General features: G+C 64.4%; 8 protein-coding genes. 1 reads left to right on the forward strand and 7 read right to left on the reverse strand.

Annotation, left to right across the window (positions count from 1 at the left end; translation table 11 throughout):
- Nucleotides 1-102: 102 nt before the first annotated feature.
- The 5 genes from CKO27_RS10935 to CKO27_RS10955 all read right to left on the reverse strand — a co-directional run bounded on the left by CKO27_RS10935 (nucleotide 103) and on the right by CKO27_RS10955 (nucleotide 3325).
- Entirely contained in the window at nucleotides 103-693 is a 591-nt protein-coding gene (locus CKO27_RS10935) for a hypothetical protein (RefSeq protein WP_200374929.1), read from the reverse strand.
- Nucleotides 690-938 (reverse strand): hypothetical protein, encoded by a 249-nt coding sequence (locus CKO27_RS10940; protein ID WP_200374930.1) that lies wholly within the window; start codon nucleotides 936-938, stop codon nucleotides 690-692. Before CKO27_RS10940 ends, CKO27_RS10935 begins: the two co-directional genes overlap by 4 nt.
- Nucleotides 939-964: 26 nt before the next feature.
- On the reverse strand, nucleotides 965-1156 hold the full coding sequence (locus CKO27_RS10945; RefSeq protein WP_200374931.1) for a hypothetical protein: 192 nt from the start codon (nucleotides 1154-1156) through the stop codon (nucleotides 965-967).
- Nucleotides 1156-1497 (reverse strand): hypothetical protein, encoded by a 342-nt coding sequence (locus CKO27_RS10950; RefSeq protein ID WP_200374932.1) that lies wholly within the window; start codon nucleotides 1495-1497, stop codon nucleotides 1156-1158. The genes CKO27_RS10945 and CKO27_RS10950 overlap by 1 nt, the downstream gene beginning before the upstream one ends.
- A 260-nt stretch (nucleotides 1498-1757) precedes the next feature.
- A protein-coding gene (locus CKO27_RS10955; protein ID WP_420825827.1) for an IS3 family transposase occupies nucleotides 1758-3325 on the reverse strand; the annotation gives its coding sequence in 2 pieces (ribosomal slippage) (nucleotides 1758-2869 and nucleotides 2869-3325; 1569 coding nt in all).
- Nucleotides 3326-4187: 862 nt separating this feature from the next.
- On the opposite strand from CKO27_RS10955, the gene CKO27_RS10960 reads away from it, so the two are divergent.
- The gene (locus tag CKO27_RS10960) at nucleotides 4188-4502 is read left to right on the forward strand and encodes an integration host factor subunit beta (protein ID WP_200374935.1); all 315 of its coding nucleotides are present in this window, start codon (nucleotides 4188-4190) and stop codon (nucleotides 4500-4502) included.
- A 191-nt stretch (nucleotides 4503-4693) separates the two neighbouring features.
- Here the strand turns inward: CKO27_RS10960 and CKO27_RS25185 are convergent, their stop codons facing one another.
- Complete coding sequence (locus CKO27_RS25185; RefSeq protein WP_338115990.1) at nucleotides 4694-5056, reverse strand: WGR domain-containing protein; 363 nt, start codon at nucleotides 5054-5056, stop codon at nucleotides 4694-4696.
- Nucleotides 5057-5852: 796 nt separating this feature from the next.
- A complete protein-coding gene (locus CKO27_RS10970; RefSeq protein WP_200374933.1) occupies nucleotides 5853-11840 on the reverse strand; it encodes a strawberry notch C-terminal domain-containing protein in 5988 nt (1995 codons plus the stop codon).
- Nucleotides 11841-12059: the final 219 nt, after the last annotated feature.

The following is a 12059-nucleotide window of genomic DNA, read 5'->3' on the forward strand; positions in this document are numbered from 1 at the left end:
GCAGATTAATGTGGGTTCGAGGCCCCGGATATTGTCAGTTAATCTGGGCCGAAAATCGCGATGTTTGCAGGCTGAGCGCCCGATGTTTGTAGGTCGCTACAGTTAGGGTGCATTCGCACCTTTGACCAGGGCCTTGGCTTGTACGAAGAGCCTTGCCAGCGGTTCGAATGCGCCATGGAAAGACAACCACTGAAGACCGTTGGTGCGGGAGAGCATGCCCGCAACCAACCGGCCGTCTGAGGTTACCGACTTGACATATCGGATTGCGGCTGGCGAGTGAGGGACAGACGGGTTGTTGATCAAGAATGCTCGTTCGCAGTGAGGAAAGACGGCCGTTGTTGGTATCTCCGTCGGGGCGAAGAGCAAGGTGATAGAGCCTCGCTGCCCACCGGACGCGTTCCAGAACAACTCATGTCCTTTGATTGGCTCCCCACCGAGTTGGATTTCATACTTCCCTGCCTTGCGCATCAGAATGGTCTCGGCAGACTTGAACGTGTCTGAGCCTTCCTGCATCTCGTACACCCAGGCCTGTGCAGCAACCGCTAGCAGTGGCCGTAGAACGGTGTCGTGCCAGGGGAGCGAAACGGCCTGGTTGGCCCGCGTTTCGAAGTAGACCGAACTCGGCAAAACGCCGACCGTGAATGCGCCCTTCGCCGCGAGGGCTTCTTTCTCGGCAGTGGTGATCTCGTTCACTTGCCGCCCCAGCGCCAGGTGGGAGGCTCGCCAGTGACCCAGCATACGGCGACGAGACCGACGCACAAGAGCGCGGCGTAGGCGACGAATACGGCGGCCCCGTGACTTGGCAGCAGCGCTCCTGCGCCTACCAAGACAAGGGCGAAGAAGATGACCATGACGACCCAGCCTTGCCATACAGTGGGCAGACCCCAGCCCCAGCCGTAGCGTTTGGCGGGAAACCAGTAGCGCTGTTCGTTGGACATGGGATCGACCTCCAATGCGGAAGCAATCAATCTTCCAGCGCGTCCACGCAACCTTTTGCCGCGCGGGGGACCACCCGCGCGCCGACGATGGACACGCGCGCGCCGGTCTCCAGGATCGCGACGTCTCCGGCGACAGAGAGCCGGTCCGGCGCATGCGTGCGCTCGACGGGATTCAGCGGGCCGAGCAGTTGGGTTGGGGTGTCAGCGGCGGTCTTCATCACACGCGCGAATATTCGAGTATTTCCTGTCCCATCAACACGCACTCCTGACCGAGTGTGTAATAAATCAGGCGCATGCGGTACTGACCTTTGTAGATCGTTCCCCACACCTCCAGCACTTGAAAGGTCTGGTCTTTGTTGGCCGGATTGCGCAGCGGCGCTTTCTCGACAACCTCTGGATCGATGGCGATCCGGTCATCTTCGCCGAAGTGAAAGACCAGAAGACGTTGGGCCTGTTCGAGGGCGGCACTGGCGCAGCGCGGCGAGCTGGCCTGGGCGGTCCCCAACCAACCGATACCAAGAAGTAGCGCCAACAGGGCGGATCGGTAATGTTCGGTCATCGCGGATGTCCTTGGTTGGGTCTCACCGTCCGGATCATAGCCGAATCGGCTGAACGGCCCCTGTGACATCCGGGCAACCCAACGCCGGAAAGTGCGCGAGTTGGGGTCTGACCAGGGCACGGAGGCGATTTCGGGTGCGACGCGTGTCCCTGGCCCAGCCAACGTGCCGTCGTTCGAGCGTCACTTGATCCGTGGAGCGCGTGACGCGCTGGCCGCCTGCTCCTTGCTGTCGGTAAGTGTCAAGGTAGTTGTCGCATTGGTCATGTCGCTGTCAGTTGGTTTTGATGCTCCGTTGCGGTCGGTTTTCCAGGGTTGAGGAAGACGGTGATCTCGGGCTTCCAGTTGCGCGTGTTGCCGCGCCAGCGTTCGGGATGCTGGGCCTTGGCGGCCTGATAGAGGGCATCACGCTGAGCGAGCCGGTCAATATCCTCGCCGCGATGGCGCTGCGCGGGGGTGACGAAGCGCAAGGCGCTGTGGAGGTGCTCGGTGTTGTACCAGCGCTCGAATCCGTCGACCCAGGTACGGGCGTCATCCAGGCTCGCGAAGGGCTGTTCGGGGAACCCTGGATGGCCCTTGAGGGTGTTGAACAGCGACTCCGAGAAGGGGTTGTCATCACTCACCGAGGGTCGGCTGAACGAGGGCACGACGCCCAGGCGCTGCAAGGTGGCCAGCATGGTGGCGCCTTTCATGGGTGCGCCATTGTCCGAATGCAGAACCAAGGCATCGGCGCGCACACCTTCGCGCAGGTGAGCCTTGCGGAAGACACTGGCGGCCTGCTCGGCGGATTCGCTCGGGTAGACCTCCCAGCCGACGATCTTGCGGCTGTAGACGTCCATGATCAGGTAGAGATAGAAAAACATCCCCTTCACGGTGGTGGCCAAATACGTGATGTCCCAACTCCAGACCTGATTGGGGCCGGTGGCGGTCAGTGGTGAGGGACGCCCGCGCGCGGGCGCCTTGGGCTGGCCGCGTCGGGCGAGTTGATCGGCGGCCCGTAGCACCCGGTAGAAGGTCGATTCCGAGGCCAGGTAGCGGCCCTGATCGGCCAGCGCCGGGACGATCTGGTGCGGGGACAGGTGGGCGAATTCCGCTTGGTTGGCCACCGTCAGGATGGCGGTTCGCTCGGCGTTCGTGAGTCGGTTGGCCGGGGTGCGCACGGCGTCGGGCGCGCGGTGTTCGCGACAACGGGCATCGCCCTGGATGGCGCCCGCCTGTCGCCAGCGCTGCAGGGTGCGGGCGCTCAGCCCGACGGCCGCGCAGGCCTGTTCCAAGCGCGCGCCCGTGCTGACCGCTTCGCCGATCCACCCGCTCACCTGGACGCGCCGGGCGTGGGAGAGGGAGCGTCCGCGGGCTCCTCCCAGATCGCCCGGACTTTTTTTTGGAGCAACAACAGGGCCGCCGCCTCCGCCAGCGCCTTGTCCTTGCGCTGCAACTCCTTGGACAACTGGTTGATCTGTTCGCGCTCGGCGCGTTGTTCGGTGCGCTCGGCGCTGGTGGGCCGGGGCTCGTTGGCGCGCTGGCAGGTGGTGCGCCAAGCGGCGATCTGCTCGGCAAAGAGCCCCTTGCGCCGACAGTACGCGCCCAGATCCAGTTCGTTGAGGCCGGCCGTCTCCACCACTGCGGCGAACTTCTCGGCGCTGCTCAGAACGCCGACCGGGCCGGCCGGGGTCGTCGCCAGCGCCGCCGGGTCGCCGGCTTGACGACGCCAGCCGTAGAGGGTGTCACGAGGAATCCCGTACTCGCGCGCCAACACGGGTACGCTGACGGGATTGGGGGGGAGCATCTTGGTCAGGATGCTGGCTTTCAGCTCGTCCGAGTAGGTCTTCAAAATCCGTCGCCTCTTGGTGCGTCCCAGTGCCGGCGCGTTCGCGCCGCGCCCCTTGGGCGTCGCTGTCCAGTCACCCTACGGGCTCCTTCCCAGCGACGCCCAAGGGGCGCTAGGCCCCAGGACTGTCAGGCCCCCATCCTCACACACACCCTCCCAGAGGGAGGCGACTTCTATCCTGACACCGGGGGCTGTTCCCTCCATCCACGGCTCCAGTCAGCGGGGCCGCTGGCTGGAGCCTCCTTCCCGCACGCCGAGCGCGCGAGGCGCCGCGGCCCCGGCCAAGGCGAGGGCGGGGGGCTGGTCCGCTGGAGCGTGAGGCGCATCGCGCCTGACGCGCAAGCGGGTCAGCGTCTCGCCATGCGATCGCCGCCGCGTGCGCCAGGAACTGAGCGTGGGCGGAGCGCAAGCGCAGCCCGCGCTGAGCGACGCCAGCGCAGGTGCCGGGAGATCCAGGCCCTCGCGCTGGCCGAGTCCTCCTGGAGCCGGGGACGGAAACAGGAGGTTTCACGAGGCGCGCGAGATCCGTTCAGCAAGCCGCGCGCGCAAGCCAGTGGGGACACTGGCTGGAGCGGCGTGACAGGGGGTCTCAATCGGTCGGGTTGGCCGCTGCGGTGCAGGGCGTCGGGTGAACGGTTGAGCAACAAGGATTGGGGTTCGGGCCGGGATGTGCCCGACCGTTCACATCCCGAGCGCGCGCATGGCAGTGGCGGCTGGTGACAGAACGGCTCGTTGGACCTGCTCGGCTTGGTAAACGGGTCTTCTGCGGATGGACGCGGCGGCGTCCTGGCATCATTTCGGCGATCCCCCCGTGACCGATACAATGGGGCGTTTGTCCTTCCAGGTACGGATGAAGAACCGAATGATGACCCGATCCGAACTGATCGCGCTGCTCGCCAGCCGCCAAGAACATCTACCCGAACGCGACGTCGAATCAGCCGTCAAGGCGATCCTGGGGCGCATGACCGATGCGCTGGCTGGCGGTGAGCGCATCGAGATCCGAGGGTTCGGCAGTTTCTCCCTGCATTACCGCCCTGCCCGTCTTGCGCGCAATCCGAGGACCGGCGCAGCGGTGGCCTTGTCCGGAAAATACGCGCCCCACTTCAAACCGGGGAAAGAACTGCGGGAACGGGTGGATCAGGGGACGGCATCCAGTGCGCAGTCGATGGGGGCTGATTAACCATGGAACGGAACACCATCGATCGCGTGCGCGTGCTCCTCGCCGCCGCTGGCGTTCTCTGGCGCGTCGCCTGCGCGACCCCCACGCGCCCTGCGGCGCCTCCCGCCGCGACACCGGCCAAGTGCGGTTGCTCGGCAACGCCTTGACGGTTCGCGACGGATGGTTCGGCGGTTGGACCGCCGTGCCTGTCCTCATCCAGGCGGCTTGGGCGCTTCAGCGCTGACGGCTGTGGTTGCCTGAAAGAGGTCGTTGTCCCGGTCGCCGACCGGACGCGAGTGCACTGGGACAGTGGCGCGGACATCCCGGAGGATCTCGGCATCCTCCGCAAAGAGGCCAGAGAGTTGGACGTAGCCTCGTTGACGGCGCCGCTTTCCGATCGCCTCGCGCTGCTCCAGTCCCAGCGCTTCGCCCGCCACGGCGAGGATGCGTATCCCGCCCTGACGTGACCGCAGGCCACCCCAGCTGAGGACGAGCGTCCAGTCGCCAAGCAGATCCTGCAGCAGCTCGACCTGGTAGTAACGGGCCTTCTGCGGATGGATCCAGCGGCGTCTCACAGGCTCACCTCGCCATGGGCGCCCGCGCCACGGCGGGAACCGCAGCCGGCGTGGGTCACCAAGCGAATGGACGCGCTGATAGTCATTGGAGCGAACCTTACGCCAAGGTCGCCGCACACTGAACCCCTGATCGCCCTGCACCCGTCCGAGGAGACGGCGAAAAGTCGTGCGCGGGACGCCTTGGCCGAGGAAGAGGCCAGACGTGCGGGGTGATGGCAGGATGCCGCCCCCATGCCGCCTTTGGGAATGGCGCAAGCGCTGACACGCGGGGCATGCCGCCCTGCGCGATGACGGTGGGTGCGGTCCTGTCCGTCGAGGCGACCGGACAGCTCCCGGCCGTGCCGCACCACGGCCCACCCTGTCAGCATGCCCGCAAGAAGCGGCGAGGGCCATCCGATCGCCGCAGCGTGTGCCAGGCGCTGAGCGGCGGCGGAGCCCTCGCTGAGCGACGCCCGCGCACGGGCCGGGACATCCAGGCGCTCGCGCTGGCCCGCGTCCTCCGGGCACCTGGGAAGGCGCTTGGTCAGCGGATTTTCTCCGGATGGACCCAGCGGCGCTTCATGTGGAGACCGCGAAGCACACGGGGAAAGCCATCACGCGTCTCACCTTATCCCCTACCCCTGTGACCAGGGCTGTGGATAAGCTGTGCGCGGCCCGACCAAGGTACCGCGAGGATTCAGAAAGCGCTCATCCGATCGTCTCTTGACCAGCGCGACGGCGATCGCGCCGGGTGCGGACGGGCGGACACCCGCAACCGCCCTCCCCTCCCCGCCTCCGCGCGGCGCCGGCGCCTTCATCAAGCCACCCGCACCTTGCGGCGCTGCGGCGGTTCGTCGCGCTCGCCAGCGCCGGATGTCGCATCCTGCAATGGGCGTCGTGCCCGCGCCGGCGGCGCGGTGTTAAGGCGGTCGAGCGGCGTGCGCGCCGGATGGCCGTTGCGCGCAAGGCGCTCCTCCAGCGCGCGCAGCTGTCGCACGACCCCCTCGGGTCCGAATCGACTGTGCCGTGCGAGATCGTTGAAATCGCTGTGCTGCTTGAGCTGGTCGAGCCAGGCGAGTTGCGGTTCACTCAGCAAGGTCTCGGTGAGCTGCGCGCGGCGTGCCTCTGTCAACGCGGTTTCGCCATCGCGCGCGCGATCGAGCGTGGTCTTGGCCTGACAATGCGCCCGATAGGTCGCGGGCGTGATCGCCTTCAGACCCTGCGGATGGCGGTATTGGGCGGGCGCGAACACCGGGAAGAGCGCGGTTCCGCCGACGGCGGCGGCAGCCTCCTGGGCCGCTTCCCGGCCACGGTTACGCCCCTCCTGCAAGATCAGATGGCGATCGTCGTCTCCCGCGATCACGATAGGTTTCGCGTGGAACCTGGCGTGGAGTGCCTCGGCGACGGACGTGAGGTTGTCGGCGCTGAAGGCGGTGACGACCGGATGGCCGAGCGCATCTGCGAGCGTCTGCGCGGTGGCGAAGCCCTCGGCGATGACGATGCGCGGCGCGTCTGCGAGCGCTTCGACGCCGCGACCGCCGGTGACGTAGAAGCAGCCCTCTTTGCGGGAATCCTTGGCGAAGCGCTTTTGGCCGTCGGCCTGGATGGATTGGGTCGTCCAGTGCCTGCCGTCCACATCGCTGGCGGGCACGAACAGGGTGCCTCTGTCATCGGTGCGCACACCGGGGTCCAGGGCGAGCCCCTTGGCCGCAAGATAGGGTGTCGGCGCCGACAGCGGCGTGAGCTTCGCGAACTGCCGCGCGACGCGCGCGGCCGTTGCCGCGAAGGTGCGCGCGCGTTGCGCTGCCCGCTCGGCCAGCGTGTTGGCGGCGTCGGCCTGGAGCTTCGCGCGCTCGGTGTCGGAGAGCCGGTAGCCGGTGGCGACCCATTTGATTTCGTCGCCGGTGCGGTAGTTTTTGATGGTCCCTGCGGGGTGCCCGTCCAGGTAGGCCCGGTAATACCCACCGCGCGCTCCACCGGTATCGCCGTGGACGGGCACGCGCTGTTTGGAGCCATCCATGATCGGATGCGGGTCTTGCAGGACGCATCCAGCCGCGAGCAGCGCCTCTTTAAACTCCTGACGCGGGTCCATCGGCGGTGCCTGCTCACCAACCACCCGCTCTGGCCGCCACCTGTCGATCGCGTCAAGTTGCGCTTGGGTCAGGCGCTCGGGATCGGCGTACCAGGATCTCGCCGCTGTGTCCCAACGGCACCCCGCCGCCTTGGCATCACCCCGTTGCGCGTAGGGAACCGCGAGATAGAGCCGGTCTGCACCGGCTGGAGCGGAATGCCTTGGCGGCTGAGCGATCGCTGGGCCGGGCGATGGCATGGGCACGGTCCGAGACCAACGCGCGAACGGCTCGGCGTCGACACCGGAGGGGATGTACCACGAGCGCTGACCGCGATCCCATTTCGCACCCAGCGCCTTGGCGGCGTCTTTCTCGCGGTAGGCGACGTCAATATAGATGCGATCCTCGGGGTGTGGCGGCGCGGCCTTGGGCGGCGCCTCTGGCGTCGTGATCTCCCCGATCTTCGGCGGGTGCTCCGCGCGCCCGTGGGCGAGCGCGAGCCCCGCGCGCGCGAACGTCACGAGGTTTGCCGCGAACTGGGTATCAGGATCGTCGTGCCGATCGCGACCGCGCTCCTCCTCGGCGCGCTCGCGATAGGTCTGCTGGAGCAAGTCGTCGTAGTTCGTCTGGGCCGCTGCGAGATGATGTCGCCACCAGTGAGCGGGCATCTGAAGATGGCGATCGTCAGGTGTAGTCTGACCCCGCTCGACGAGATCTCGCATGGTGAGGTAGGCACGATGGTCGGCAACAGCGCCATGCCACACCTCAGAGGCTATGCGCACGGCGTCTCGCGCCGCCTGGACTTGAAGGTCGTCATGCGCGTCGCGATAGCGTGCCTCGCCGGCCTCTTTTTTGCCGTAGACCCGCTCTAGCTCGGACTGAAAAGCGTCGTCCGCGCGCTGCATATCCTGATTCATGGACCAGATCAGAACATCGACCCCCCCCAGTGTCTCGACACTTTGGGGACGCAGGTCAACAGGGATCGGATCAGTCAGTTCTGACTGTCGTGTCTGCTGTCGCTCTTGCTCGAAACCGCGCACAAAGTCGACGATCTTTTCGGCATCGGCCGCCGCGCGAAAAATCTCCATGGGATCCTCCTCAAGCGCTTCAATCCAGGATGCGACGTAGGCTGCGTGCTGGCCCGGGTCATGCGCGATAGCCAACTCCTCGCCGAGGAGCAAGGAGGCAATCTCGGCGCGTAGCTCCTCCTTGGCGTAGGCCCTAGAACCGAATGGGTTTTCGATGTCGCGCCCCAGCCTAGACGCATGTCCGGTCCAGTGGCCAAGCTCATGCAGCGCCGTGGCGTAGTAGCGGTCTGCACTCGGGAATTGCCCCTGATGAGGGAGATGAATCGTATCGGTCGCGGGGCGGTAGAAGGCGCGACTCGAATCGGAGTGGATGATGTCGGCGCCGGACGCCGTGAGAATGGTTTCCGCGCGCTCGATCGGGTCCCATGCCTGCTCTGGTCGCTCGGCCTGAGAAAGCCCGTCGATCTGCTCGGCGTTGAAGACCCGAAAGAAGCGACGGATGGGCCGCTCCAACCGGATGCGCTCCTTGAGGGGATCGCCGTTTTCATCACGGACCACCTTTCCCTCTTCGTCCGTCTTCGCGCGCTCCTCGTCGAACTGCCAAAATTGGACGCTCGTGGACTTTTCACCTTTGCGGATCTGGGCGCCAACCGAGTTGGCCTGATTGAGCGTCATCCAACGGGCGTCGTCGAAGCCCTGTGACATCAGCCAGATCGCATTGATGCCGCGATAGCGCTTGCCGGTCGTGGGATTGAACGGCATCCCAGAGGCCGGGCTACCGGGATTCCAAGGGCGCTGCCAGGGTGCGGTGCCCTGCTTGAGTTGCTCGATCAGCCGCTCCGCGACGATCTCGTGATAGGGGCGTTTTGCGTCTGCGTCAGCCATTGCTCGATCCCTCGTGACGGATGAAGGAGTGACAGGAGGTATAACGGGGGTGCCGGCGGGCGCTTGGCTCGTCAGGTTAGGCGCGGGCGCTGTTTCCAAGGTTGCGGGGGGACGGGGTTCAGGGACGCCGTATGCAAGGTCGTCGCCCTCGTTGTCGCTGTCCTGCCCGCCATCACGATCTCGACCACGCAAGGGAAACAGGTCGACGACGGGTTTAGAGGCCGTGATCCGCTCGAAGACAGCGAGCCCCTCCTCGCTGGAAGGAAGGAAAGCCCGCTGAGACCAGTTAACGCGCTCAACAAAGGCGCCTTGTTCCTGAAGCAACGCAAGTTCGGCAAATGAGAAGGGAGAACTGCGGCGAATCTCCAGGCGCTGCTCATAGGCGACTGTCACGGGCAGGATCTCCCAGCCGTTGGCGAGAACCGCCTTCTTGCCGCCCCTGATCGCGGTCAATAGCTCGCTCGCTGAGAGATTGGAGAGGTCCGAGTCGATGCCGAGGTTCTTCTTGGTCTGCGCGGCCGACTTCGGCCCCATGCGGCGCCCGAGGAGTTGCTCGCCGCCGTCGGTTTGCAGTCTGTAGATGGACTCACTACCGACAACACGATCCCAGATCGGCAGGATCACGCCCACAAGAATCCCCTCAGTAACAGTTTCGGTCTTGGGTGCTGACGCCACCTCGGACTCCCAGAGAACACGAGCCTCCACTGGTGCGATGGCGCGCGCGATCGACACACGCTGCATCGAGCCGCCGATACGGCGATAACCAAAGCCGTCAGCGATCTCGCCCACGTTATCGACATAACGGTGGGCGTCTTTCCGAATGCCGTAAAGGACGCCGCGATGGACCTCCTGGCCCTGACTGTTGAGTCGAGCACCATTGTCTAAGAGGTGGAACACCTGGCCCTTGGTCCTGCCATACTCGGAGACGAACCAGCCGTCTCGAAGCTGCAGATCGCGGCCGCTCCTGCGGGCGCGCTCGTGGATGATGGACTGCATGTCCTCCCACTGGAGGTACTCCACCGGGTTAGTCACGGCCAGCTCGACGTAACGGGTTTCCGCCCCGGTGGAGTGGGTATAAACAACCTCGTCAGCCGTCTTGACGATCGACGCGGCGCGAAGCGTCTTGAGCCCTTCGTCGTACAGTCCTTGCTGTTTCGCATACTCGACAGCCTCGACCAAACGCGCTTCGAACTGGTCGAAGACGGCGTCTTGCATATCGGTGGTCAAGGACAGAAGACGGTTCAAGAATTGAGGGACGTCCGGAATCTTGCCCTCAATGAGAGTGCCATCCTTATCCAGAAGTTTGAGTCCCATCTGCTTGCACACGTCGGCAAAAGACAGCGGGGTACGCTGTGCGTGGAGGTCGCGGAAAAGGATCAGTAAAGAGTCGCGGGCGTACTGACTCTCAAGATTGTCAGCAGCAGAGAAAAGCCCCTGGGATGTCGCCTCGCGCTGGCCGCGCGTGAGGGCGCCGAGCTGGTCCAGACGCCTTGCAATGGAGCTGACAAAGCGCTTCTGGGCTTGGAGATCCGTTGTCGGTAGAACGTAATGGGGCGCGGAGGCTTGATTGGTTCGATGCGTTCGCCCAAAACCCTGGACAGCGCCGTCTGCTCGCCATCCGGGCTGAAGTATGTAGTGGTAACGGCGCCGTTTGTTGGCGGCAGTATTATCGGCATGAAAGCTGTAACCGGTGCCCCCTGCCCCGCTGAACACCAAAACATCCTTCTTATCTGACTGGAACAGCTCGGCATCAACGCGAGCTGCGTTCTTTCCGCGTTTTTCCTCCTGAACCCGGATATTTCCATCGTCGTCGCGTGTCTGCACAAAGCGCCGGCTGCGCCCCGTGATCTCGGCGACGCGATCAGAGCCAAAAGCGTTGATGATCGCGTCGAGCGGATTTTCTGGAACGCGAATCTGCGCAAGCGTCTCCAACAGTGCATCGCGCATGTCGATCGCCCGCTGATCGAAGACGGGGTTGCCGTCCGAATCGGTGACCGGCGTCCAAATCGTGTTGCCGTCCGCGTCCTTGCTTTCCTCAAACGCTTGGATGGGGAAGCCGTTGCGAACGTAATCCATCAGCGCCTGGCGCGGAGTGAAGTCCAGTTCTTCCAGATCGATGCCGTCAGCGGCGGCGGCGGCGAGGATGCGTTCCTGTGCCGCTTCGTTGGTGTTCACGAGCTGGACCACGATGGCCCCGCCGTCGTCGAGCTGCCGACGCATGTGGTCAATCGCAGCGGGGGTCTGTAAAGACGTGATAACTTGATTGAAAAAGCGCTGGTGAGCGCCCCAAAACTGACTCAGCGCGGCGGAAGCGGCATTACCGTTGTGTCCTGCCCCGGTGAGCTTGAGCGCTGCATCGACGTTGTCGAGCACAATCTGCCATGCTCGCGCGAGTTCGTTGTAGATCTCCTTGTCGAAGTCTGAGAGCGGATATTCAAGCCGCTCATAGGTCACGTCGTCGTAGGATAGAGAGCGGGCGGTATAGAGGCCCAGGGCTTTCAGATCCCTAGCAACGACTTCCATGCCGGCAACGCCGCTGGTTGCGATCTGTCCAACGAACGCGCTCTTGTCCGCAAAAGCGGTTCCCTCGCCCCAAAGACCAAGCCGCTCCCCGTAAGAGAGATTCGAGACTTCTGTGGCACCGGTCGCCGAAACGTAGACGACGCGCGCCTTGGGTAATTCTCGTTGCAGGTTGACACCAGCCAGCGCCTGGAGAGACGCCTTTCTGACCCCCCGGGTTCCCTTTATATCGAGGGCGTTCCCCATCGAATGAGCTTCGTCGAAGGCAATGACCCCTTCGAAGTCAGGGCCTAGCCACTTCATGATTTGGGCGAGACGGCTCTGGGGGGAATGGCACTAAGATAAGCTAGCACCTATAAATATCAGCCACTTACGTGAAAGCCCGGATTTTGGCTACCGCCAAATCAGCGGATGCCCTCTGGAATTCCCTAGATTCCGCTGGGTTCCGTAGGGCTTCTGGCTCGCAGATGGCTATGCAAGTAGCTGTTTTGTAGAGGTTACGCGCTTAACTTAGTGCCATTC

The organism is Thiocystis violacea (assembly GCF_016583575.1).
GTDB classification, from domain to species: domain Bacteria; phylum Pseudomonadota; class Gammaproteobacteria; order Chromatiales; family Chromatiaceae; genus Thiocystis; species Thiocystis violacea.

What these genes read in the sequence shown, in the direction of transcription:
- CKO27_RS10940 (WP_200374930.1), bottom strand. Translation starts at nt 938, where the DNA reads ATGTCCAACGAACAGCGCTACTGGTTTCCCGCCAAACGCTACGGCTGG.
- CKO27_RS10960 (WP_200374935.1), top strand. Translation starts at nt 4,188, where the DNA reads ATGACCCGATCCGAACTGATCGCGCTGCTCGCCAGCCGCCAAGAACAT.
- CKO27_RS10945 (WP_200374931.1), bottom strand. Translation starts at nt 1,156, where the DNA reads ATGAAGACCGCCGCTGACACCCCAACCCAACTGCTCGGCCCGCTGAAT.
- CKO27_RS10970 (WP_200374933.1), bottom strand. Translation starts at nt 11,840, where the DNA reads ATGAAGTGGCTAGGCCCTGACTTCGAAGGGGTCATTGCCTTCGACGAA.
- CKO27_RS10950 (WP_200374932.1), bottom strand. Translation starts at nt 1,497, where the DNA reads ATGACCGAACATTACCGATCCGCCCTGTTGGCGCTACTTCTTGGTATC.